The organism is Bacteroides gallinarum DSM 18171 = JCM 13658 (assembly GCF_000374365.1).
Lineage (GTDB): Bacteria > Bacteroidota > Bacteroidia > Bacteroidales > Bacteroidaceae > Bacteroides > Bacteroides gallinarum.
Genome location: NZ_KB894115.1, coordinates 14,795 through 38,065, shown reverse-complemented (window position 1 = coordinate 38,065; position 23,271 = coordinate 14,795). Strand labels below are relative to the sequence as shown.

Below are 23,271 nucleotides of genomic sequence, written 5' to 3'. Positions count from 1 at the left end.
ACTGCCGTTTTAAATAACCTTGTTGCTTTAAATAACCCTACCGCTTGTTATAGCTCCAATACCGACTTTACATCTACGTCTTTGTCGAACACATCCTTACCGTGCAGGTCTTTCAGCTCTATGATGAAGTTTACATACACTTTCGCCGGGTTCATCTTCTTTACCAGCTTGCATGCCGCCTTCATCGTTCCGCCCGTAGCCAGCAGGTCGTCGTGCAGCAATACTACATCGTCCGTACCGATAGCATCCTTATGGATTTGCACTGTATCTTTGCCATACTCTTTGTCGTAGCTTTCTTCAATAGTCTCTGCCGGCAACTTCCCGGGCTTGCGTATAGGAACGAAACCGGCGCCTAAACGGGTGGCAAGAATAGGTCCCATGATGAAACCTCTGGATTCTATGCCCACCACTTTGGTTATCCCTTTGTCCTTGTACATTTCGTACAGGGTGTCCGAAAGCTCTTGCAGCGCTGCCGGATTTTTAAAGAGGGTAGTTACATCGTAGAATAAGATTCCGGGGATTGGAAAATCGGGAATTTCCCGAATACTCTTGGCAAGTGTCTCTTTGCTCATAATCAGTTTGTTTAATGCGTTTATTGAATTTTTTGTTTCACGTGGAACGTTGGCCTTTACCGTCCGCAAAGCACCAGCAATACGTTGATGTCGCTCGGCGATACTCCCGGAATACGGCTTGCCTGGGCTATCGTTTCCGGGTCTACCCGGACTAACTTCTGGCGTGCTTCGGTAGAAAGAGACTGAATGGAATTATAGTCGAACCTTCCTTTAATCTTTATACTTTCCAGCCGTGCCAGCTTGTCCGCTATAATCCGCTCGCGTCCGATGTAACCCTCGTACTTGATAAGAATTTCCGCCGCTTCGATAATCTCCTTTTTTCTATCCGTAATCTTATCCAGCTCACGGCGGAATACGCTGACGTGTTCCGCCATATTCTCCAACGTTACCTGCGGGCGGTTTATCAAGTCTACCAGTTTGCATCCCTGGCGGAGCGGAGTAGTGCCCAACTGCTCCAATACCGGATTGATTAATGCCGGCTTCATCGAATAATTCCGGGCAAACTCAATGATGCTTGTAACGGCTTCGCGCTTGCTTTTCAATAATTCGTAACGGTCGTCCTTTGCCAACCCCAGTTTCCAGGCTCTTTCGGTAAGCCTCATATCGGCATCGTCCATGCGGAGCAGGATACGGTATTCCGCACGCGAGGTAAACATACGGTATGGCTCGTCTACGCCTTTGGTTACCAAATCGTCGATTAATACGCCAATATACGCCTCGTCGCGTGCAAGCGTGAAAGGCTCGCCGCCGTGGCAGTTGATGTGGGCGTTAATGCCGGCAATGATTCCCTGCCCGGCGGCTTCTTCGTAACCGGTCGTTCCGTTCACTTGCCCGGCAAAGAACAGGTTTTTGATTTTCTTCGTTTCCAACGTATGTTTTAGCTGGGTAGGGTCGAAGAAGTCGTATTCTATGGCATAACCGGGGCGGTAGATTACGAGGTCGCGGAATGCCGGAATCTTTTTCAGCGCCTCGATTTGTATATCCAACGGCAGGGAAGAGGAGAACCCGTTCAGATAAAGTTCCTGCGTCGTTTCGCCTTCCGGCTCCAGGAAAAGCTGGTGCTGTTCCTTGTCGGGAAAGGTCACTATCTTAGTTTCTATGCTGGGGCAATACCGGGGGCCGATACTCTGGATTTGTCCGTTGAAAAGGGGCGAATCGGGCAAGCCTTCGCGCAGTACGCGGTGTACTTCCCCGTTGGTGAAGCAAGTCCAGCACGGCAGTTGTTTCAGGTGGCGCACGCCGTTATCCATAAAAGAGAACTTATGGAAGTCGTTTTCTCCGTCCTGGATGTCCATGTCTTCGTAATGCACGCTCCGTCCGTCGATGCGTACCGGTGTACCGGTTTTCATCCGCCCGTATGCAATGCCGTGCCGGGCAATAGACTCGGTTAGCCGGTAGGATGCCGGTTCTGCCATGCGTCCGCCCGGAAGCATGGTACGTCCTACGTGCATCAGCCCGTTGAGGAAAGTGCCGGCAGTCAGCACCACGCACTTGGCGCGGAAAGTCACTCCCCAGAGGGTGGTAAGCCCGGTTACCTCGCCGTTTTCAACGAGGAGCTCGCATACGGTATCTTGCCAGATGTGCAGGTTGGGAGTGTTTTCCAGAATTTCGCGCCATGCCCAGATAAATTTGTTGCGGTCGCATTGCGCGCGCGGGCTCCACATGGCGGGCCCCTTGGAACGGTTCAATATACGGAACTGGATGGCTGTTTTGTCGGTCACTAACCCCATATATCCGCCTAAGGCATCTATCTCGCGTACAATCTGTCCTTTGGCGATGCCGCCTACGGCAGGGTTGCAGCTCATTTGCCCTATCTTGTTCATATCCATTGTGATAAGGCAGGTTCTCGAGCCCAGGTTTGCGGCAGCGGCAGCGGCTTCGCAGCCGGCATGTCCGGCGCCGATTACAATAACGTCATACTTAAACTCCATTCGTTCAATCTCTTTTAAAACCATGCAAAGTTACTAAAAAGTTAGTTCGTAGCCGCAGTTTCTTTCTTTTCCTTGTGAATTCTTAGGAATTGTCCCGCTCCGAATCTTCCGTTTCCTTTGTGCACAATCTCTTTCCGCATCGTACAAAATGCCTTTTTCTACTGGGTAAAATGTAGGTATGCTTCGTTGTTTTCTTCGTTTTCCAACTACGGGACGAAGGGTTGCCAATTGCAGGCTCTACAGCCCGCAACTGAAAACCGCAGAGCCCGCAACTGGAAAACGAAGAAAGCAGCGGGGTACAGGGGCATTATATACCGGGTAGAATGGGAAAATGTAAGGAGGGGTACGGTGTTTATCCTGAATGCCCTACTGGGAAAGCAGGGAAGAAACGGTAAGGCGATAGCGTGTTTTTCCTGGTTATGCCATATACCGGTTGCTTTTCTATCGGTTTTTGCATAAAAAGCAACCGTTTGTGTTTTATTCCTTTATTAGATAATAAACTGATTTATATTTAGTTAATGAATTGTAAACGTGACGACCGTTTCTTTCACAACACTGTCGTCACTCTTGTCGTCACGCCCGCAAACCCTTTCCAGCAAAGGGATAGAGGGCTGCGAGTGACGAGTGTTGACGAATAATGCAAAAAACATATCGGAGGAGATACAGTCCGATTTGCCGGGATACGGTCTTTCTACCGCATGGCAAGCGCTTTGTTTTCGGCGTCTTCCATAATCTCCCGTTCTCCTGGCCCTTTGTCGTTGATACCGCAGAGGTGTAGGATGCCGTGGATAATAACCCGGTACAGCTCCCGTTCGTAATCGTTACCGGCAAATTGTCCGGCATTGGTACGTACCGTATCGAGACTGATGAAAAGGTCGCCGCTCAATCGGTTTCCTTCGCAATAGTCGAAGGTGATGATGTCCGTATAGTAATCGTGTTGGAGATATTGGCGGTTCACCTCGAGAATTTTCTCGTCCGAGCAGAAAATATAGGCGATTTCACCGATTCTTTTCCCATAAGTGGCGGCAACGGATTTAATCCATTCCGTTGTTTCGCGCTTCTTGATTGCAGGCATTTTAACGCCGTCTGTGTGATAGCTTATCATATTGTTGTGGTTTTTATATGTGTCGAACACAGAGACACGGAGACACAGAGAAGGGAGGAAGAAGAAAGAGAGAAAAAGAGAGAGAGAAAGGGGGAGAAGGAGGGGCGTATCTTCTTGTCTTCCTGCTTTCTTGTCTTCCTGCTTTCTTGTCTTCCTGCTTTCTTGTTTTTCTGTCTTCTTGTCTTTTTGTCTTCTTGTTCTCTTGTTCTCTGTGTTCTTTTGTTTTCTTATCTTCCTGTCCTCTTACTTTCTTATTTTCCTATCTCCTTATCTCTATCTCTCCGTCTTTTTATCTCCGTGTCTCTGTGCCTCTGTGTTCATCTTCTTAAAAAAAGAACATATAACTAATGATAATAGCAGCGATGATACCGGAAAAGTCCGCTATCAAACCACAGGTAACCGCGTTGCGGGTTTTCGTGATGCCTACGCTGCCGAAGTAGACGGCAAGAATGTAGAACGTGGTGTCCGAAGCGCCGCGCGCTACGCAACTCATGCGACCTACGAAAGAGTCCGCTCCGTATTGTTTCATCGTATCAATCATCAGTCCGTTGGCTCCGCTGCCGCTCAGCGACTTCATCAGCGCAGTGGGCAGGGCGCCTACGAAGCTGGTATCCACCCCGAACAGCCCCACGACATAGCCGATGCCGTCTACGATAATATCCATTGCTCCCGAAGTGCGGAAAACGGCGATTCCAACGAGAAAAGCCACCAGGTAGGGAACGATACGTATTGCGGTTGTAAACCCCTCTTTGGCGCCTTCTATAAAAGCATCGTACACATTAATCTTTTTCCACAACCCCCATAGGATAAAAAGCAGGATGATAGAAAACAGTACGATGTTGGCAACCAGCGTGGAGTAAACGCCCATTTCTTCGCGGCTTACTTGGGTAAACAGGTAGATAAGTCCGGAGAAGAACAGGCTGATGCAGCCAATCAGGATAAGAATAGGCCTGTTCAGCAGGTTTATCCGTTGCGCAATGCTGACGGCGGTTACACCCACAATGGTAGAGATAGCGGTGGTAATCAGCGTAGGGATAAAAATATCCGTAGGCTGCGCGGCGCCCATTTGCGAACGGTACATCATGATGCTGACGGGTATCAGTATCAATCCGGAAGTATTCATCACGAGAAACATTATCATCGGATTGGTGGCGGTATCTTTCTTCGGATTGAGTTCCTGGAGCTCTTTCATGGCTTTCAGTCCCATGGGGGTAGCGGCATTGTCCAGCCCCAGCATATTGGCGGAGAGGTTCATGAATATGGAACCCATAGCGGGATGTCCTTTGGGTATCTCCGGAAAGAGACGGCAGAATACCGGGCTCAGCCAGCGGGAGAGTGCATTAATCATGCCGCTGTTCTCGCCGATTTTCATGACACCCAGCCATAGGGCGAGGATGCCGGTCAGTCCCAGCGATATCTCGAACGCCGTCTTGGAGGAGTCGAATGTGGAGTTGACGAGTTCCGTAAATATCTCCGTATTTCCCGTGAACAGGAGCTTGCAGAGTGCCACAATGAAAGCGATTACGAAAAATGCTACCCAAATGTAATTTAAAACCATAAAATAACACGTTGATTTCCTGCAAAAGTAGGAATATCTTTCCATTTAGCGTGGAAAAAATAGCTATTTTTGTCGGACTACATAACGGATAACGAATCTATAAGGAATATGAAACGGCAGGCAGAAGCGATAGAACGGGAGATAAGGGAATATATAAACCCGGTGAAAAGGGAATATCTTCCCAAATTCTTCAAGACGGGAAAGGGGCAGTATGGCGAAGGCGATAAATTCCTGGGAGTGGTGGTTCCGGACACCCGGTCGGTAGCGAAACGGCATAAAGACGCCCCTTTCGATGTAATGGCGGAGCTTCTGCAGAGCCAGTGGCACGAATGCCGGCTCTGTGCCTTGCTGATGTTGGTGGAGCGTTTCAAAAAAAGCGGTGAAAAGGAGAGAAAGCTCATTTATGACTTCTACCTCTCGCAGACGGCGCGTATCAACAACTGGGATTTGGTAGACCTGTCCGCCCCGGGCATCGTAGGGGAATACTTAAAGGATAAACCCCGCGAGCACCTTTACCGACTGGCAGACAGCGGGGTGCTTTGGGAGCAGCGCATCGCAGTGGTGTCTACTTATACGCTTATCAAAAACCACGATTTCATCGATATCCTCTCTCTTTCGGAACGCTTGCTGCATCATCCGCACGATTTGATGCGGAAAGCCGTAGGCTGGATGTTACGCGAAATGGGAAAGCGGGACAAGGATTTGCTGGTGCAGTTTCTCGAAAAACATTGCAGGACGATGCCGCGAACCATGCTACGGTATGCTATCGAGAAATTCCCGGAAGAAGAAAGGAAGGAGTTTATGAAACGTTGAAAAGATTTCTTTATCTTTGTCCGAAAGCGAAGATAAGCGGCGTCCCGATATAAAAAATGAATAAATTCATTTTATTCTGCTCTCGGTTTGCATTATCTTTGCTCTAAAAGCGAAGATAAGCTGCACCTCGGCATAAAAAATGAACAAGTTCATTTTATTCTGCTCTCAGTTTGCATTATCTTTGTGGCTATATATACCGATTTCAATGGAACAAGATGATTTTAACATACGCGAACATCAACTGACCAGCAAAGAGCGCGACTTCGAGAACGCCCTCCGCCCCTTGAATTTCGAGGATTTCAGCGGGCAGGATAAGGTAGTCGATAATTTGCGTATCTTCGTGAAAGCCGCCCGTCTCAGGGGAGAAGCTTTAGACCATGTGCTGCTCCACGGCCCTCCCGGATTGGGAAAGACTACACTTTCCAATATCATAGCCAACGAGCTGGGAGTGGGATTCAAGATTACTTCCGGTCCGGTGCTCGACAAGCCGGGCGACCTGGCGGGTGTCCTCACCAGCCTGGAACCGAACGATGTGCTTTTTATCGACGAGATACACCGGTTGAGCCCCGTGGTGGAAGAATACCTGTATTCGGCTATGGAGGATTACCGCATCGATATTATGATAGACAAAGGCCCGTCGGCGCGGAGCATACAGATTGATTTGAATCCTTTTACACTGGTGGGCGCCACCACCCGCAGCGGTTTGCTGACGGCTCCGTTGCGTGCACGCTTCGGTATCAACCTCCATTTGGAATACTATGACGACGATGTGCTGAGCGGCATTATCCGCCGTTCGGCGAGTATCCTGGATGTGCCGTGCTCTGCGAGGGCTGCCGCCGAAATCGCTTCCCGCAGCCGGGGTACGCCGCGTATTGCCAACGCGCTGTTGCGCCGGGTGAGGGACTTCGCACAGGTGAAAGGCTCGGGCAGCATCGATACGGAAATAGCCGATTTTGCGCTCGAGGCGCTCAATATCGATAAGTACGGACTGGACGAGATAGACAATAAGATACTTTGTACCATTATCGATAAGTTCAAGGGCGGTCCGGTAGGACTTACGACGATTGCCACAGCTTTGGGAGAGGATGCGGGCACTATCGAGGAAGTGTACGAGCCGTTCCTGATAAAAGAAGGTTTCCTGAAACGTACCCCCCGCGGCCGCGAAGTAACGGAATTGGCTTACAAGCATCTGGGACGGAGCTTCTACAATAGCCAGAAAACGCTGTTCGACAATGATTGAACGGGATGTGGCAGATTTGGGTTATACAATAAATACATACTGATTATGAAAAACTTTAGTCTCCGGGGGCTGTCGGGCATGCTTCTCTTATTGGTGATTCATGCGTCTTGCAGCAATGACGACGATTTTTTAACGTTTAAGTTCAATGAGAACGGAGAGTGTTATTACCCGTCTGCCAGCGTTATTTCAGCAGAGCGTTTCGAGGAAACCGTAGTAGGGTACGGCTGGAAGCATGTAAGCACACACGAAATAGGGCAGGATGGCGAATGTATGAAAGAGGAGTACTATGCCGGTTTGTACGGGGCAAGCCCTTCTTATTATTATTTCGAGAGTGCCGCCTCCCTCAAGACGTATATGCATATGGATGCCTACCCTGTCAACGGCTTCATAACTTCCGCATATGAATATATCGATGCAAATCGTGTAGTTGTTAATAATCAGCACATGATATTGCAGATATTGTCTGTGGATAAGGATTTACTAAAAGCTGTGGAATATCTGGGTGTACGCGCAGACGGAACCAAAATTTACGGATATGTCACTTATAAAAGAATGGCGGAACAAGAGTTGGCAGAGTGCCAAAAGTCTTATCCGGTAGATTTATCGGATGTGAAAGATTTGGCAATTTCGGTAACCGGAGAAAGTGTATTCGTCAATGGCAAAACGTTTGAATTTGATGTATTGAAAAGTAACGGAGCGTATATCGTCAAAGCCTTGAATGAGGAAACGTGCAGCATTACGTGTAACGATAATCATGTAAACGTAAAGCTACTGAAAAGCAGTGCTACGATAACCGTATCCGATATATTGAAACACAGAAGATTTTGGCTTTTCTCCACAGATGAGGAGTTGGAGCCGACAGGGACGGATATCTATGACTTTACTTATACGGAGCTGGCACTTAATGAGAACAAAGAGCTCGTAGCCCCTGACGGATACGTGCTGAATTACAAGTCTGCACGTATGGAAACAAAGGCTCGTAAAGAATATTACGGCAGTATATTGAGCCACTATAACCCCTCCGGGTTGGCAGTGGTGGATACCGGCAAGCAGGTACGCTTTTTCCGGTTGAATAGAGGTGAAATCTATTTAAACGAGCTGCTTCCGCAGACAGTACTCGATGAACTGGCAGCGGCAGGTAAAGGACATGCGATAGAATATAAACTGGAATTGGTGAATGCTGCCGGAGTAGTATTTCAGGTACTTCCGTTTAAAGTAGTTTATAAATGACAAGTTACGTGCTGCGGGAAGCTCCTCCGGTTTTTCCGTAGTCTGTTGCTTGCCATAAAATAAAGAATAAAGTGGCTGGATTGAAATCATTGGCAAAAGAAACTGCCATTTATGGGCTGAGCAGTATTGTGGGGCGTTTTCTCAACTACCTGTTAGTGCCCGTATATACTATGGCGCTGTCCGCGCAGTCGGGCGGCTATGGTGTTGTAACCAATATTTATGCATGGGTAGCTCTGCTGCTGGTGCTGTTGACGTGCGGCATGGAGACGGGCTTTTTCCGTTTTGCCAATAAGGGCGAGGACGACCCGATGCGCGTGTACTCCACCACCTTGCTCAGCGTGGGGAGCGGTGCGCTGGTATTTCTTGCTTTGGGGCTGCTGTTCCTGCAACCCATTGCCGGGTGGCTAGAGTACGGGGAGCATCCCTGGTATGTGGGGATGATGATGATTGTGGTGGCAATGGATGCCGTTCAGAGCATTCCTTTCGCCTACCTGCGTTATAAGAAGCGGCCTATTAAGTTTGCGGCGCTCAAACTGCTGTTCATCTTCCTGAATATCGTGCTGAACCTTATTTATTATGTCTGGATGAAAGGCGACGACGTAGCCTATGCTTTCTTTTTCAACCTCGTATGTACCTCTACCGTCATGCTGTGCATGATACCCGAGTTGCGCGGCTTCGCTTATGTGCTGGACAGGAAACTACTGAAACGGATGCTTGCCTACAGCCTGCCGCTGCTGGTGTTGGGCGTTGCGGGCATCCTGAACCAGGTGGCGGACAAGATTATCTTTCCCTTCGTCTATCCCGACGAGGCGGAGGCCGCCGTACAGCTCGGCATCTACGGAGCCGCCAGCAAGATTGCAATGGTAATGGCGATGCTGACGCAGGCTTTCCGTTATGCCTACGAACCTTTCGTGTTCGGCAAGAGCCGCGACAAGGACAATAAACAGGTGTATGCGCAGGCTATGAAGTTCTTTATCATCTTTACGCTGGTTGCATTCCTTGCAGTGATGTTCTACCTGGATATCCTCCGCCACATCATCGGGCGTGATTACTGGCCGGGGCTGCGGGTCGTGCCTGTCGTAATGGCTGCGGAAATCTTCATGGGAGTTTATTTCAACCTATCTTTCTGGTATAAGCTAATCGACGAAACGCGCTGGGGCGCTTATTTCTCATTGATAGGCTGCTCTATCCTGGTGGCGATGAATATCCTGCTGATTCCGAAGTTCGGCTATATGGCGTGTGCATGGGCCGGCTTTACGGGGTACGGCGTCGCGATGCTGCTTTCCTATTTCGTAGGCCGGAAGAAGTACCCCATTCAGTACGATTTGAAGGCAATCGGAGGATATGTGCTGCTGGCCGCCGTGCTTTATGCCGTTGCGGAATGCGTGCCGGTAGATAATGTGTGGCTGCGCATGGCTTTCCGCACCCTACTGCTATTCCTGTTTATCGCCTATATCGTGAAGCGCGACTTACCGCTTAGCCAAATACCTGTTATCAACCGTTTTATCCGAAAATAAATTAATATTATGGAACAACCCGCTCCTACCAACAGAAACACGTTCGCAATCAAGAATTTCCTTAAGGAGTACCTCGATTTGCGTAAAGATAAAGACAATGAACTCGAAACCGTGGACTCTATCCGGAAAGGCGTCGAGTTCAAGGGAGCCAACCTGTGGATTCTGATATTTGCTATCTTCATGGCGTCGCTCGGGCTGAATGTCAATTCTACCGCCGTCATTATCGGTGCGATGCTTATTTCCCCGCTAATGGGGCCTATCATGGGCGTGGGGCTTTCGGTGGGGCTGAACGACTTCGAACTGATGAAACGCTCGTTGAAAAGCTTCCTGATAACCACGCTGTTCAGCGTTACGACCGCTACCGTATTCTTCCTGGTCAGCCCGGTTGCCGAGGGGCAGTCGGAGCTGCTGGCGCGTACCTCGCCCACGATTTACGACGTATTCATCGCATTAATGGGCGGCCTGGCAGGTGTGGTGGCACTCTCCACGAAGGAGAAAGGCAATGTGATTCCGGGCGTCGCCATTGCCACGGCGTTGATGCCCCCGCTATGTACGGCAGGTTACGGGCTGGCAACGGGCAACCTGATTTATTTTCTCGGTGCGTTCTATCTCTATTTCATCAATTCGGTGTTTATCAGCCTGGCTACCTTCGTAGGCGTGCGGGTGATGCACTTCCAGCGCAAGGAGTTTGTAGACAAGAACCGTGAAAAGAAGGTACGGAAATATATCGTACTGATAGCCGTCCTCACGATGTGCCCCGCGGTGTACCTTACGGTGGGGATTATTCAGGATACTCTTTTCGAAAGCGCCGCCAACCGTTTTGTCAACGAGCAGCTTGCATTCGAGAATACGCAGGTGCTGGATAAGAAAATCCAGTACGAGGGCAACCGCCGCGAGATACGCGTAGTCCTGATAGGGCAGGAGGTTCCGGAAGCCTCTATCGCCATAGCCCGCAGCAAGATGAAGGATTACAAGCTGGACAACACCAGCCTCGTCGTCCTCCAGGGCATGAACAACGAGGCGGTGGATATCTCCTCTATCCGGGCTATGGTAATGGAAGATTTCTACAAGAACAGCGAGCAGCGCCTGGTGGAGCAGCAACAGCAAATCTCCCTGTTGGAAAAAGATTTGGAGCAGTACCGGAAATTCGATGAATTGGGCAAAAAGATTATCCCCGAATTGAAGGTGCTCTATCCCTCCGTCGAGTCCGTTTCCATTTCGCATGCACTTGAAATGACGGTCGATTCGGCGCGGGTGGATACCATTACGCTCGCTGTCCTGAAATTCGGCAAGCATCCGGATGCCGATGAAAGGGAGAAGATAACCGAGTGGCTGAAAGCGCGTACCGGTTCCGGGCGGTTGAGGCTGATTGCAGAGTGATGTTTAGGATATAAGTTTCAGATAGTCGGATAGGAAGAAAGGATATGAAATCGAGATTCGCAACTATACTTGTTTGTTGTTTTTTCGCTTTAACCGTGCAGGCGGACGAGGGTATGTGGATGTTAGGTAACCTGAATAAGCAGACGCGCCGCACGATGAAAGAGCTCGGCTTGCGGTTGCCGGCGGATAAACTGTACAGTGCCAGGCGCCCTTCGCTGAAGGATGCCGTAGTGAGCTTCGGCGGTTTTTGCTCGGGAGTGGTCGTGTCGGAGGACGGGCTGGTGTTTACGAACCACCATTGCGGTTTCAGCAGCGTGCAGCAGCATTCTACCGTGGAGCACGATTACTTGAAAGACGGCTTTGTGGCGCACAGCCGCAGCGAGGAGCTGCCCAATCCGGAACTTTACGTCCGTTTCCTGCTGCGTACGGAGAATGTCACGAAACGGGTGCTCGGTGCGGTGAAGCCGGAAATGACCGAGTCGGAGCGTTCCAACGCGGTAGATTCCGTAATGTTCGCTATCAGCGAAGAAGTGGCGCACAAGGATTCCACCCTGGTGGGAATTGTGGACGCCTACTACGGCGGCAATGAGTTCTGGCTCTCCACTTACCGCGACTACAACGACGTCCGCCTGGTGTTTGCGCCGCCCTCCTCGGTAGGGAAGTTCGGTTGGGACACGGATAATTGGGTGTGGCCGCGTCATACAGGCGATTTCTGCGTATTTCGCATCTATGCCGACAAGCACAACCGCCCGGCGGATTATTCGCCGGAAAACGTCCCTTATCGCCCCGAATACGTAGCGCCGATTTCCCTCGACGGATACAAGGAAGGCTCTTTTTGCATGACGCTGGGATATCCGGGCAGGACGGAACGTTACCTTTCCTCGTTCGGAATCGAGGAGATGATGAACAGTGACAATCAGGCGCAAATAGATGTCCGGGGTATCAAGCAGGCTATCTGGAAGCGCGAAATGAACCGGAGGGACAGTATCCGCATCAAATATGCTTCCAAGTACGATGAAAGCTCCAATTATTGGAAAAACAGCATCGGGGTGAACCGGGCTATCCGGAAACTGCATGTCCTGGAAAAGAAACGTGCAATGGAGCAGGAGCTGCGCCGCTGGATACAGCAGACACCCGGAGAGCGCGAAAAGCTGTTGCAGTTGTTCCCCGACCTGGAACTGGATTATAAGAGCGCCCGCGAGGCCAACCATGCACTCGCTTATTTTGCCGAAGCCTTCCTGAACGGTCCGGAACTGATACAGTTGGCGCTGTCCATTCTGAACTTTGATTTCGAGGGAGAGCAGAAAACCGTTGTCGCCAACCTGCAAGCGATTGTGGAGAAGTATGCCAACCTGGATTTGGAAATAGACAAGGAAGTGTTTACGGCTATGCTCGAGGTGTACCGCTCCAAGGTCGGCTCCGCCTATTTGCCGGAGTTCTACGATACGATTGCCGTCCGGTACGGCGGCAACGACAGAGCGTATGTAGACAGCCTGTATGCCCGCTCGGAGCTGACTACTCCCCGCGGATTGAAGCGTTTCCTGGAACGGGACACCACTTACCATATCTATGACGACCCTGCCATAAGCCTGGGTATCGACCTGATTGGCAAGATGTTCGAAATCAATATGCAGACCAGGGAACCCGCCGTGAACATCGCCCGCAATGAACGCTTGCTGAATGCCGCCGTGCGCAGGATGTATTCGTCGCGCAACTTTTATCCGGATGCCAATTCCACCATGCGCCTGAGCTTCGGTACGGTATGCGGATACACTCCGTCCGACGGCGCCGAGTACAGCTATTATACAACGGCAAAAGGTATTCTCGAGAAGGTAAAGGCACATGCAGGCGATACGGATTTCGAGGTACAGCCGGAAATACTTTCTTTGCTTTCCGCCCGCGACTTCGGCAGATATGCCGGTGAAAAGGGCGAAATGAACGTTTGCTTCATCTCGAATAACGACATTACCGGCGGCAACTCCGGCAGTGCCATGTTCAATGCCGAAGGCGAACTCATCGGACTGGCTTTCGACGGCAACTGGGAAGCCATGAGCAGCGATATCCTTTATGAACCGAAGATGCAGCGCTGCATCGGGGTGGATGTGCGCTACATCTTGTTCATGATAGAGAAATACGGGAAGGCGGGAAACCTGATACGGGAGCTGAAAATCGCCCCCGCCGGGTAAAGCCGGTTACGGTTATGCTATCCCCCTGATACGGTCGTCGAAAGCGGACAATGCCGCCTTGGCGCCTTCGCCCATGGCTATCACGATTTGCTTGTACGGCACGTCCGATACATCTCCTGCCGCATAAACCCCCGGAAGGGCGGTACGGCAAAACGCATCTGTCTTGATTTCGCCGGCTGGCGTCGTTTCCAACGCATCCCGGAACGGTGCGCTGTTGGCTGCCAGACCTATTTGTACGAAGATGCCGTCCAGCGGGCAGTCGCGCTCCTCGCCGGTAATGCGGTCTTTGATACGGATGCCGGTTACTTTCTCACCGTTGCCTATGATTCGGGTGGTTTGCGAAGAAGTGAATATCTCCACGTTGGGAAGGCTTTTAGCTTTTTCTTGCAGCACTTGGTCGGCTTTCAGCGTATCCGCGAACTCGAAAACGGTAACCTGGTTGCAGATGCCTGCCAGGTCGATAGCAGCCTCTATGCCGGAGTTGCCGCCGCCTATGACGGCTACGTGCTTGCCCTGGTAGAAAGGACCGTCGCAATGCGGGCAGAATGCCACGCCGCGGCCGATGTATTCCGCCTCGCCCTCTACGTTCAGTTTACGCCAGCTCGCGCCGGTGGCGATGATTACCGAGGGCGCTGCAAACGTTTCTCCGCCGCCGGTAAAAATCTTCTTTTCTTTGCCTTGAAGTTCCGCCTTCTCTATCTTCCGGTTCTCGAAAATCTCTACCGGATAATGCCCTATATGGCTCCGGAGCGCATCGGCAAGTTGTGCGCCGGTGGTCTGAGGCACGGAGATAAGGTTTTCGATGCCCACAGTCTCCTTTACCTGCCCACCTATCTTTTCGGCGATGATAGCGACGCGCAGCCCTTTACGGGCGGAATAAATGGCTGCCGAGGCTCCGGCAGGACCTCCGCCCAACACCAGCGTATCGAACTCCCTTAAAACGGGAGCTGCATCTTCCTGGGGCGAGCTGCCGAAAGTATCTTCCAGCTTCTGCAGGAGCTCTCCCAGCGAGCCGCGGCCTACATGGAGCAGTTTCCCGTTGGCATAAACGGACGGCACGGCCTGTATCTTCAACGCATTCGCTTCTTCCTGGAAAACGGCGCCGTCTATCGTGTCGTGGGTAATTCCGGGATTCAGCAGCGCTACGATGTTCAACGCCTGCACGATGTCCGGGCAGTTGGTACAGGTGAGCGATACGTAGGTTTGCAGGTGGATAGGTGTTTTCAGCGCCTTGATACGGCGGGCGATACCCTCGTCGGGCAGGTTTTTTCCCTTTTCATCGGCATTCAGCACGGCGAGGAGCAGGGAGCTGAACTCATGTCCGCCCGGAATGGCGCGGAATTTTATGCCGGTTTCCTTTCCCTCTTTCAGGAGGGTGAATTCCAGCCGGGGCTCGTCGGTCTCGGTCAGTTGGCAGGACAGCTTGTCGGAACAGCTTGCTACGTCGTTCAGGAAATCGGTCAGCTCGCGTGCCTGCTCGTCTGCCGGCCGGCAGGTAATGTGGAAGGTGTAACGGGATTCCAGTTGCCGGAATATCTCCCGTACCTGGTCTAATATGCTTGTTTCTAACATGGTGATGCGGTTGTTTGGTGTGTGGATTGTGATATGGAAAAAGGCTATCTCATTTCTTTTACGGTTCGCAGGGAAGAAACGGGGATAGCCTTTACGCTGTTTTACCGTACGGTGGCAGTGCGGTTAAATCTTACCGACCAGGTCGATGCTCGGCTTCAAGGTTGCGCCGCCCTTCTTCCATTTTGCCGGACAAACCTCGCCGTCGTGAGTGGCTACGAACTGTGCGGCTTCTACCTTGCGGAGCAGTTCGTCCGCATTGCGCCCGATGTTGTTGTCCTGTATTTCGGCAATCTTGATTTTGCCTTCGGGATTTACGAGGAACGTGCCGCGGTAAGCCATGCCTTCTTCCTCAATCATCACGCCGAATGCGCGGCACAGTACGCCTGTGGGGTCTGCCAGCATCGGATATTTAATCTTGCGGATACTTTCGGAGGCATCGTGCCATGCCTTATGTACGAAGTGCGAGTCTGTACTTACAGAGTAAACCTCTACACCCATTGCCTGGAATTGGTCGTATTTTTCTGCAATGTCTACCAGCTCGGTAGGACATACGAATGTGAAGTCTGCCGGATAGAAGAAGAAAATAGCCCATTTGCCTTTTACATCTTCGTTGGTTACTGTCTTGAAGCTTCCGTTCTGGAAAGCCTGAACTTTGAATTCAGGGAGCTGAGAGTTGATAATCGGTTCCATAATTGTACTTTTTAAAGGGTTTGTTTTTTGTTTTACTCGATGCAAAAAAAGTGCAGACAGAATGCAGAAGCAAGCTTGCTCGATTATGCCATGGTGTCGCTTTTTTCGCTTTTCTGTTGCAAAAATATAGCATTTTTCTCCGGTAGAACAAAAAATCCGATTGAAAAGTTTTATGAAGCGATAGATAAAATCTATACGAGTACCTGGGTTGCCTTCAGGGAAAGCATCTCTTTGGGCACTGCCGCCGTTATCTCCCGGGTAACCGTTTCCAGTAAGGTGTGACGGATAAAGTTCCGGTTGGTCAGCATGATAATTTGCCGGGCGGGGCAGGGAATGGCGAAGGGGCGTACCAGCTCCTTCTGCCTGTCGTCCAGTTGCAGCACGGCGAGTTCGGGGATAAAAGTAATCCCCTTGCCGCTTTCCACCATACGCATAAAAGTCTCCATACTGCCCAGGCGGTAGGCCAACTGGCTGGCGCGGGCTGCCTTTAGCTGGCAGAAGCGCACTAACTGGTCGCGGAAACAATGCCCCTCGTCCAACAGCCAGAGCTGTTCGCCCGCCAAGTCGGAGGTACGTATCACTTCGTTGGCAAAGAGAGCGCTTTCCCGTGCCGTATAAGCGTAGAACTGCTCGTAGAACAGGGGTGTTTGCCGGAATTCCTCCATACCCGCCAGGCCGGCTACGATGCCCGCATCTATCTCTCCGGTTTGCAGCGCTTTCCTGATGTCGTCCGTTTTCATCTCCGCCACCCTGATATCGAGCTGTGCGTACTTCTTCATCAGTTGCGGAAAAAAGCGGGGAAGCAGGTAAGGAGCTATGGTGGGCAGGATACCCAGCTTGAATACTCCACAGAGCGAATGCTTTTCTTCCTCTATAATGTTTTTTATATGATTTGCTTGAACCAACACATTCCGGGCTTGTTCTATGATATGGACGCCGATAGGAGTGGGGCATACGGGTTGCTGGCTACGGTCGAAAATCTTGGTATCCAGCTCCTCTTCCAACTTCTGGAGCATGGCGCTCAGGGTGGGTTGCGTTACCCGGCAATACTCGGCGGCTTTGGCGAAGTGGCGGAACCGGTCTACGGCAAGTATGTATTCCAGTTGTTGTAAAGTCATGGCAAACAGGGCTTTTGAAGGTTATATATAGAATCATTCTATGCAAAGATAGAAATTATCTGTTTGACAAGCACCTGTTTACCGCCTATCTTTGCAATAAAAACGAAAGAAAAACAGTATGGACTTTTAAAATAGAAAGATTATGAAAACTTTAGATTACCTACATTTGAATGAAAAGAAAGTTGCCGGCGTAGTATCGGCATTGCACCGGTTATTGGCCGATTTCCAGGTACATTACACCAATTTGCGCGGTTTCCACTGGGAGATTAAAGGACACGGATTCTTCGTTTTGCACGGCAAGTTCGAAGATATGTATAACGATGCCGCAGAAAAGGTGGACGAGATTGCCGAACGCATCCTGATGCTGGGCGGTACGCCGGAGAACAAGTTCAGCGAGTACCTCAAGGTTGCGCAAGTGAAAGAAATTTCCGGCGTTACCTGCGGCAGCGAGGCTGTAGACCATATCCTTGAAACTTACAGCTACCTTATCGGCGAAGAGAGAAAAGTGATTGAACTTGCCAATGAAGCCGGTGACGATGCAACCGCCGACCTGATGACCGGCTACCTGAAAGAGCAGGAAAAAATGGTCTGGATGCTCGTTGCTTTCAGCAGCGGAAGTTGCAAGAAATAGAAGATAAGGAGCGGAAAAGCGATAGGAAAGAGTGTGCCGAAGCTAAGACGGACACTCTGAAAAAGTTACAGGTTGTAACCGGTAAAGATAAAAGAACCGTATCATTACTCAGAATGAAGTGCATCCCAAAAGTTTTATGTCTAACTTTTGTGGTGCACTTCAGAAATAGAGTCGATACGGTTCTTTTTATTGCCAAAAAGCAGAGCCGATACGTTTTTTTATTGCTGAAAAGTAGAGCTGATACGGCTTTTCCTTTCTAATAGTATTTCTTTATTCCACCGAAACCCTCTATCATCTTATTCTCTTTCGTCTTGCCGATGAAATGGCGCAGCCGCTTTTGGAATTCTTCGGGGCGGTTCCTTGCCGCTTCGATGTACGCAATCCGGATTCGCTTGTACGGTTCGGAAAACCGCCAGTAGTTTTCCCATACTTCCCCGTCCTCCTTCAGCCTGCCTATTATGTCGCTGGGAAAGGTGAAAGGTTGGGACACGATATTCCGTATCTTGTCTTCGAGTACGGGGTGTATCATTTTATTTTCCAATAACCATTTGAGCCTTTCCTTGTTGGCTTGCGAATAGGTACTTTGGGGATTTCTGGGCGTGAAACGCTGTATTTTATGTTCCTTGTCGAGCGATTTTACCGTACTGTCAATCCAACCGAAACAGAGAGCTTCCTCTACGGCATCGTTGTACAAGACCCCTTTCTTGTCCGACGACTTATTGGGAAACACGAACCATATCTCCCCGACAGTATCGAAATTGCGGTTCAACCATTCTCTCCAGTCTTCCCGCGTTTCGAAATACATTATTTTGCCCTCTGTTTTCATCATACGTTAATAACTCTGTTTCTATCATACGTTGATAGCTTTGTTTTCGGCATCACGTCCCGGCATCGGTCTTATGGAATAAGACCTATCACTTTTTCTTCGGTGTACGCCTTGCCCAGCCTTCCTCGCTGAAATCGGGTTCGGAGTCCTTGAAATCGCTGCTGTCCTGGAAGAACTGCTTCCAGTCGTCTTTCTTGCCGCGTGCCTGGGTATAACCCCGTTCTTCGCGGCTGGGCTTGCTCTTTTTCTTGTCGGCGGTTGCATATCCGGGCTTGTCGCTACGTTTGCCGGCAGATTCGCTGCGGCGGTCGTCCTTCGGGCTGCGTTTCTTGCCGTCGAACTCTTTCTTGCCGTAGCCGCCTTCGCTTCTGCGCTTCCCTTTCGGGGCATCTTTCCCTTCCTCGCCGGCAAATTCCACGGAAACCTTGCGGCCGTTCCAACTGGCGCGGTTCAGGGCTTTCACCACGTTGCCGGCCTCCTTTTCCTCCACCTCGAAGAAAGAGAATTTCTGCATCAGGTCGATGCGTCCTAACTCGACACGTCCGCGGGTGTTGCTGTTCAGGAGACTAATCAGCTCGTTGGGGAAGAAATTATCCATTTTGCCGAGGTTGATGAACAGGCGCTTGAAACCCGCTGCCGCCTGACGGGAACTGCTGCTGCGTTCGCCGCCTCTTGCACTGCGCTCGCCGCGTTCGCTGCCGGTGGCGGTTTCTATCTCCTCGCGGTTGCGGTAATAGTCCAGGAACCGGTTGAACTCGTGGGAAACCATGCGTTTAATCAGGTCTTCCTTGCTCAGCCAGTCCAGCTTGCGGTAAATATCGGGCATGAAGTCGCTTATCTCTTCCTCGTTTACCTTCACCTTTTCGAGCTCGTCGATGACTTTCAGCAACTGCTTCTCGCAGATTTGCTTGCCGGTAGGCATCTCTCCCTGGATGAACTTCTTGCCGATGATACGTTCTATATCGCGCATCTTGCCTTTCTCGCGCAGGTTGATGATAGCAATGGACGTACCCGTTTTCCCGGCGCGTCCCGTACGGCCGCTGCGGTGGGTGTAGCTTTCCGTGTCGTCGGGCAAGCCGTAGTTGATAACGTGGGTAAGGTCGTCCACGTCCAGGCCGCGTGCGGCTACGTCGGTAGCCACCAGGAGTTGCAGGTTGCGTATGCGGAATTTCTGCATTACGGTATCGCGTTGCGCCTGGCTCAGCTCGCCGTGCAGGGAGTCGGCATTGTAACCTTCCTGCATCAGCTTGTCGGCAATCTCCTGCGTTTCCTTGCGGGTGCGGCAGAAGATGATGCCGTATATCTGCGGATAATAGTCTACGATACGTTTCAGAGCGGCATATTTGTCTTTGGCATGTACGGTGAACACTACGTGCTTTACGTTGCTCGTGCCTTCGTTCTTGCGGCCGATAGTGATTTCCTTTGCGTTGTGCAGGTATTTCTTGGAGATGCGGGCTATCTCGGGGCTCATGGTGGCGGAGAACAGCAGCGTGTTACGCTCCTGCGGCACATCCGCGAGAATGGCGTTGATGCTGTCCGTAAATCCCATGTTCAGCATCTCGTCCGCCTCGTCCATAACCACGTTCTGGATAGTGGAGAGAGAGACGGTTTTGCGCTCCATGAGGTCCAGCAGGCGGCCGGGAGTTGCCACAATGATATGTACGCCCCGTTTCAGGGCGCGTATCTGGCTGTCGATAGACGAACCGCCGTACACGGGCAATACCCGCAGGCCGTCGATGTACTTGGAATAATCGTTCAGGTCGCCCGCAATCTGCAGGCAGAGTTCGCGGGTGGGGCAAAGAATAAGCGATTGGGGAATGCGGTTGTCTACGTTGATTTGCTGTATAAGCGGCAGGCCGAACGCTGCGGTTTTTCCTGTTCCTGTTTGTGCCAGTGCTACTACATCGTTATTTTCTCCCAAAAGGTAAGGGATTACTTCCTCTTGTACCGGCATGGGACACTCATATCCCATTTCTTCAATGGCGCGGCGTATCTCCGGCGACACACCGAGCTCTTCAAATGTCTTCATTAAATCTTTGTATATCTTTATATTTCGGGCGCAAAGATAAGACTTTTTTAGTTATAAGTCATGAGTTATGAACGATTTATTGACGCCCGCATGCTGTTTGCCGCAATATCGGCGGCAAACGGCTACGAGGCGAGCAGGATACTCCGCAGCCTCTTTATCTCCTCCTTGCTCAACCCGACTCCTTTTTTCAGGTAAGTGTCGATGTCGCCGTATCTGCGTTCCGCCTCGTCTTTGGCGGCGTTCAGGAAATCCTCGCGTGCCGAGAACAGCGTGGTGATAGCCTCCTGCGAGCGTGCCGGCAGCCGGTAGGCGTACTTGGAGGCGCTCGGAATGTTGAAGTAGTCGTTGCTCAGCCGGTAATCCTCCATGATGATGTCCTCGTTTACACCCAGCGCGGCGAGTACCAACGCCGATACGACGCCCGTGCGCCCTTTGCCGGAGGAGCAGTGGATAACTACCGGATAGCTGTCCTCGTCTAGCAGGATGTCGAATATCTGCCGGTATTCCTTCGTGTACTTGCTTATCAGGTCCCGGTTCATCTGCTCGACCATGCGGTACACGGTATCGCTTCTAATCTTTCCCTCCCGTATTCCCCTCAGCACATCTTCCATGTCTCCGGTGGCAAGGGGGATATGCACCACGTTGAACCCCTTTTGCAACGGCGGTTGCCGGTTTATCTCCGAGGGCGACCGCAAGTCGATGAGCGTCCTGATGCCGAGGTTCTCGAGCTCCTTGCGCGAGCAGCATTCCAGGCTGTCTATCTCCGCCGACCGGTAAATCATCCCCCAGTGCGTCTGTTTCCTGGCGGCATAGGAAGGATAGCCGCCCAGGTCGCGGAAGTTCTGTATGCCGGGGATATTGACATTACGCGCGGCGATTTTTACACGGTACTTATCGCCGAACAGCAAGGTGTAGTAATAGCGCTTGGTAGGGTCGTTGGTGATGATAGTCGTCTTCAAGTCCGAAATATCCGCTGTGGCTACGGGAATATCCTCCGGAATGCAGTCGGGGTCGGTCGAAGCATATACTTTTACGTCTCCCTTAATAAGAGGAGCCATTTCCCATTTGACGATGCAGTTTCCTACATTGTTCTCTTCGCATACGACGGATATGCGGGGAGCCGTGCCGCCGCAAGAAGGAAGCAATACTGCCAGGGCAAACAAGTTCAACAGATTCTTGTACATAATTCGTAAACACGCTAAGTGGTTTACAGCAAATATATGCTTTTTCGTTGCAGGTGGTGCAGCGGGTACGAAGGTTTTATAATTTTTAAATGATAATTTATTTTTAGGTAGATGCCGGCGGCTCCTGCCGGTATCTGTATCTCTCTGCAAACTCCTCCGACACCGAGTTGCTGTAACTCCGGCATACCTCTGCGGCGAACTCCATGCCGTAGCGGACGATTTCGTCCCACTCCGCCTCGCCTACCGTATTCAGGTCGTCGTAGCGCACGTCGAGTTTCAGCAGGCCGTAGATGATGCCCGCATTGAAGTTATCGCCCGCCCCGATAGTGCTGACGGCATCCAGCGGCGGTATGCCGTATTCCTTGGATACGGAGCCGGTGCGGAGCGTAATCTTCTCCGCCCCTGCCGTGCACAGGAAGTTGGGGCAGTAGAATTTTATCTTGTCCCTGTATATCTTGTCCGCATCGCGCAGGTTGTACATATAGAAGAAGTCCTCCTGTGAGCCGCGTACGATGTCGGCATACTCCAGGTTCTCGATGATAGTAGGCGCCAGCCTGATAGCCTCTTCCTTGTGCGAAGAGCGGAAATTGGGGTCGTAATACACGATAGCCTTCTTCTCGCGTGCCCGGTCGAGTAGCTCCAGCACCTTTTCGCGCAGCACCGGGTTCAGCGCGTAGTAAGAGCCGATAACTACGATGTCGTCTTTTTCCAGCTCGGGATATACTACGTCCAGGCGTTGCCTGGGATAGTCCTTGTAGAAGATGTATTCGGCATCGCTGTCGTCGTTCAGGAAAGCCAGCGATACGGGCGATTTGCCGTCGGGAAATACGTTGACGTGCTCCGTCGGGATGCGGTTGTCGCGCATGAACCGGAGGATGATGTTGCCCACGCGGTCGTTACCCGTTTCGCTGATGAAGCGGATAGGGACACCCGTGCGCCCCAGCGAAACGATGCCGTTGAACACCGACCCGCCCGGAACCGCCGCCGAGGGCTGTTCGCCGCGGAAGATGATGTCCAGTATCGTTTCTCCGATGCCGATTACTTTACGCATAACAGTCTCGATTTTTCTCCGAGGTAGCCGCCGTGATGCCGCTTGGAGTAGTCCTCAATGGTAAATCCGGTTCTCTGCATGGTCTGTACCACCAGGATATCGCCGATAACGGTCATGACCGTCGTGGAAGTGGTAGGGGTCATACCCAGTATGCACACCTCCTTGGGGCTGCCTGTACTGAGGCATACATCCGACTCCTGTGCCAGCGGGCTGTCCGGGTTTCCGGTGATGACAATGAATTTCAGGTGCGGGTTCAGGTTGTGAGCCAGTTGCGTCAGCTCTACGATTTCGCGCGTCTTGCCCGAGTTGGAAATAAGCAGCAGCAGGTCGTTTTCCTGCAAGATGCCCAAGTCTCCGTGCTGCGCCTCGCTGGGATGCAGAAACACGGACGGAATGCCTGTCGAGCAAAAGGTAGTAGCAATATTCATAGCTATTTGTCCTGCCTTGCCCATACCGGAAGTCACCAGTTTCCCTTTTTTGCGGTGTACCTGTTCTACGATAAGCTCTACCGCTTTCTCGTAGGCGTCCGTTACAGGGATATTCAATACGGCCTGTGCCTCTTTCTGCAAAAGCTCTTGAATGGATGCTATCATTGTCTCAATTTCTATTTATGAATTATAAGTCCGCAAATATCCGTA

20 protein-coding genes are annotated in these 23,271 nt (G+C 51.1%); 7 read left to right on the top strand and 13 right to left on the bottom strand.

The window, feature by feature from the left end; genetic code table 11:
* Positions 1-47: 47 nt before the first annotated feature.
* From C233_RS0100170 to C233_RS0100150, 5 genes are all read right to left on the bottom strand, one after another.
* Positions 48-572: an adenine phosphoribosyltransferase gene (locus C233_RS0100170; RefSeq protein WP_018665584.1), complete on the bottom strand. Its 525-nt coding sequence runs from the start codon at positions 570-572 to the stop codon at positions 48-50.
* Between the two features lie 56 nt (positions 573-628).
* Positions 629-2,503 carry a tRNA uridine-5-carboxymethylaminomethyl(34) synthesis enzyme MnmG gene (gene mnmG / locus C233_RS0100165; RefSeq protein WP_025068876.1) on the bottom strand — a complete coding sequence of 625 codons (1,875 nt, stop codon included), beginning with the start codon at positions 2,501-2,503 and terminating at the stop codon, positions 629-631.
* Between the two features lie 515 nt (positions 2,504-3,018).
* Positions 3,019-3,153, bottom strand: a complete 135-nt coding sequence (locus C233_RS24950) for a hypothetical protein (protein WP_279615228.1) — start codon at positions 3,151-3,153, stop codon at positions 3,019-3,021.
* Positions 3,154-3,194: 41 nt separating this feature from the next.
* Positions 3,195-3,608 carry an rRNA maturation RNase YbeY gene (ybeY, locus tag C233_RS0100155; protein WP_018665582.1) on the bottom strand — a complete coding sequence of 138 codons (414 nt, stop codon included), beginning with the start codon at positions 3,606-3,608 and terminating at the stop codon, positions 3,195-3,197.
* Positions 3,609-3,933: 325 nt separating this feature from the next.
* Positions 3,934-5,166, bottom strand: coding sequence for a nucleoside recognition domain-containing protein (locus tag C233_RS0100150; protein ID WP_018665581.1), 1,233 nt, complete (start codon positions 5,164-5,166; stop codon positions 3,934-3,936).
* Positions 5,167-5,274: 108 nt separating this feature from the next.
* Here C233_RS0100150 and C233_RS0100145 point away from each other — a divergent pair, with 108 nt between their 5' ends.
* The 6 genes from C233_RS0100145 (at position 5,275) to C233_RS0100115 (ending at position 13,532) form a co-directional block, all read left to right on the top strand.
* Positions 5,275-5,979 carry a DNA alkylation repair protein gene (locus tag C233_RS0100145; RefSeq protein ID WP_018665580.1) on the top strand — a complete coding sequence of 235 codons (705 nt, stop codon included), beginning with the start codon at positions 5,275-5,277 and terminating at the stop codon, positions 5,977-5,979.
* A gap of 205 nt (positions 5,980-6,184) precedes the next feature.
* Positions 6,185-7,219 carry a Holliday junction branch migration DNA helicase RuvB gene (gene ruvB / locus C233_RS0100135; protein WP_018665579.1) on the top strand — a complete coding sequence of 345 codons (1,035 nt, stop codon included), beginning with the start codon at positions 6,185-6,187 and terminating at the stop codon, positions 7,217-7,219.
* A gap of 45 nt (positions 7,220-7,264) precedes the next feature.
* Complete coding sequence (locus C233_RS0100130; RefSeq protein WP_128081928.1) at positions 7,265-8,449, top strand: hypothetical protein; 1,185 nt, start codon at positions 7,265-7,267, stop codon at positions 8,447-8,449.
* 71 nt (positions 8,450-8,520) lie between these two features.
* Complete coding sequence (locus C233_RS0100125) at positions 8,521-9,966, top strand: polysaccharide biosynthesis C-terminal domain-containing protein (RefSeq protein ID WP_025068877.1); 1,446 nt, start codon at positions 8,521-8,523, stop codon at positions 9,964-9,966.
* A gap of 9 nt (positions 9,967-9,975) precedes the next feature.
* Complete coding sequence (locus C233_RS0100120; protein ID WP_018665576.1) at positions 9,976-11,346, top strand: TIGR00341 family protein; 1,371 nt, start codon at positions 9,976-9,978, stop codon at positions 11,344-11,346.
* Positions 11,347-11,390: 44 nt separating this feature from the next.
* Positions 11,391-13,532: a S46 family peptidase gene (locus C233_RS0100115; protein WP_018665575.1), complete on the top strand. Its 2,142-nt coding sequence runs from the start codon at positions 11,391-11,393 to the stop codon at positions 13,530-13,532.
* Between the two features lie 12 nt (positions 13,533-13,544).
* On the opposite strand, the gene ahpF is transcribed toward C233_RS0100115, so the two are convergent.
* The 3 genes from ahpF to C233_RS0100100 form a co-directional block, all read right to left on the bottom strand.
* Entirely contained in the window at positions 13,545-15,104 is a 1,560-nt protein-coding gene (ahpF, locus tag C233_RS0100110; RefSeq protein ID WP_018665574.1) for an alkyl hydroperoxide reductase subunit F, read from the bottom strand.
* A 123-nt stretch (positions 15,105-15,227) separates the two neighbouring features.
* A complete protein-coding gene (ahpC, locus tag C233_RS0100105; RefSeq protein WP_018665573.1) occupies positions 15,228-15,794 on the bottom strand; it encodes an alkyl hydroperoxide reductase subunit C in 567 nt (188 codons plus the stop codon).
* Between the two features lie 191 nt (positions 15,795-15,985).
* Positions 15,986-16,912 carry a hydrogen peroxide-inducible genes activator gene (locus C233_RS0100100; protein WP_018665572.1) on the bottom strand — a complete coding sequence of 309 codons (927 nt, stop codon included), beginning with the start codon at positions 16,910-16,912 and terminating at the stop codon, positions 15,986-15,988.
* Between the two features lie 142 nt (positions 16,913-17,054).
* On the opposite strand from C233_RS0100100, the gene C233_RS0100095 reads away from it, so the two are divergent.
* Complete coding sequence (locus C233_RS0100095) at positions 17,055-17,543, top strand: Dps family protein (RefSeq protein ID WP_018665571.1); 489 nt, start codon at positions 17,055-17,057, stop codon at positions 17,541-17,543.
* 256 nt (positions 17,544-17,799) lie between these two features.
* Here C233_RS0100095 and C233_RS0100085 read toward each other — a convergent pair whose 3' ends face one another.
* From C233_RS0100085 to C233_RS0100065, 5 genes are all read right to left on the bottom strand, one after another.
* Positions 17,800-18,369: a YdeI/OmpD-associated family protein gene (locus tag C233_RS0100085; protein WP_025068878.1), complete on the bottom strand. Its 570-nt coding sequence runs from the start codon at positions 18,367-18,369 to the stop codon at positions 17,800-17,802.
* Between the two features lie 88 nt (positions 18,370-18,457).
* A complete protein-coding gene (locus C233_RS0100080; RefSeq protein ID WP_018665568.1) occupies positions 18,458-20,398 on the bottom strand; it encodes a DEAD/DEAH box helicase in 1,941 nt (646 codons plus the stop codon).
* Positions 20,399-20,520: 122 nt separating this feature from the next.
* On the bottom strand, positions 20,521-21,582 hold the full coding sequence (locus C233_RS0100075) for a tyrosine-protein phosphatase (RefSeq protein ID WP_018665567.1): 1,062 nt from the start codon (positions 21,580-21,582) through the stop codon (positions 20,521-20,523).
* 103 nt (positions 21,583-21,685) lie between these two features.
* Positions 21,686-22,633 (bottom strand): carbohydrate kinase family protein, encoded by a 948-nt coding sequence (locus C233_RS0100070; protein WP_018665566.1) that lies wholly within the window; start codon positions 22,631-22,633, stop codon positions 21,686-21,688.
* Entirely contained in the window at positions 22,621-23,226 is a 606-nt protein-coding gene (locus C233_RS0100065) for an SIS domain-containing protein (RefSeq protein WP_018665565.1), read from the bottom strand. Before C233_RS0100065 ends, C233_RS0100070 begins: the two co-directional genes overlap by 13 nt.
* Positions 23,227-23,271: the final 45 nt, after the last annotated feature.

Excerpts from the sequence above, each read along its gene's own strand:
- C233_RS0100170 (WP_018665584.1), bottom strand. The coding sequence starts at position 572 with ATGAGCAAAGAGACACTTGCCAAGAGTATTCGGGAAATTCCCGATTTT.
- mnmG (WP_025068876.1), bottom strand. The coding sequence starts at position 2,503 with ATGGAGTTTAAGTATGACGTTATTGTAATCGGCGCCGGACATGCCGGC.
- C233_RS24950 (WP_279615228.1), bottom strand. The coding sequence starts at position 3,153 with ATGTTTTTTGCATTATTCGTCAACACTCGTCACTCGCAGCCCTCTATC.
- ybeY (WP_018665582.1), bottom strand. The coding sequence starts at position 3,608 with ATGATAAGCTATCACACAGACGGCGTTAAAATGCCTGCAATCAAGAAG.
- C233_RS0100150 (WP_018665581.1), bottom strand. The coding sequence starts at position 5,166 with ATGGTTTTAAATTACATTTGGGTAGCATTTTTCGTAATCGCTTTCATT.
- C233_RS0100145 (WP_018665580.1), top strand. The coding sequence starts at position 5,275 with ATGAAACGGCAGGCAGAAGCGATAGAACGGGAGATAAGGGAATATATA.
- ruvB (WP_018665579.1), top strand. The coding sequence starts at position 6,185 with ATGGAACAAGATGATTTTAACATACGCGAACATCAACTGACCAGCAAA.
- C233_RS0100130 (WP_128081928.1), top strand. The coding sequence starts at position 7,265 with ATGAAAAACTTTAGTCTCCGGGGGCTGTCGGGCATGCTTCTCTTATTG.
- C233_RS0100120 (WP_018665576.1), top strand. The coding sequence starts at position 9,976 with ATGGAACAACCCGCTCCTACCAACAGAAACACGTTCGCAATCAAGAAT.
- C233_RS0100115 (WP_018665575.1), top strand. The coding sequence starts at position 11,391 with ATGAAATCGAGATTCGCAACTATACTTGTTTGTTGTTTTTTCGCTTTA.
- ahpF (WP_018665574.1), bottom strand. The coding sequence starts at position 15,104 with ATGTTAGAAACAAGCATATTAGACCAGGTACGGGAGATATTCCGGCAA.
- ahpC (WP_018665573.1), bottom strand. The coding sequence starts at position 15,794 with ATGGAACCGATTATCAACTCTCAGCTCCCTGAATTCAAAGTTCAGGCT.
- C233_RS0100100 (WP_018665572.1), bottom strand. The coding sequence starts at position 16,912 with ATGACTTTACAACAACTGGAATACATACTTGCCGTAGACCGGTTCCGC.
- C233_RS0100095 (WP_018665571.1), top strand. The coding sequence starts at position 17,055 with ATGAAAACTTTAGATTACCTACATTTGAATGAAAAGAAAGTTGCCGGC.
- C233_RS0100085 (WP_025068878.1), bottom strand. The coding sequence starts at position 18,369 with ATGAAAACAGAGGGCAAAATAATGTATTTCGAAACGCGGGAAGACTGG.
- C233_RS0100080 (WP_018665568.1), bottom strand. The coding sequence starts at position 20,398 with ATGAAGACATTTGAAGAGCTCGGTGTGTCGCCGGAGATACGCCGCGCC.
- C233_RS0100075 (WP_018665567.1), bottom strand. The coding sequence starts at position 21,582 with ATGTACAAGAATCTGTTGAACTTGTTTGCCCTGGCAGTATTGCTTCCT.
- C233_RS0100070 (WP_018665566.1), bottom strand. The coding sequence starts at position 22,633 with ATGCGTAAAGTAATCGGCATCGGAGAAACGATACTGGACATCATCTTC.
- C233_RS0100065 (WP_018665565.1), bottom strand. The coding sequence starts at position 23,226 with ATGATAGCATCCATTCAAGAGCTTTTGCAGAAAGAGGCACAGGCCGTA.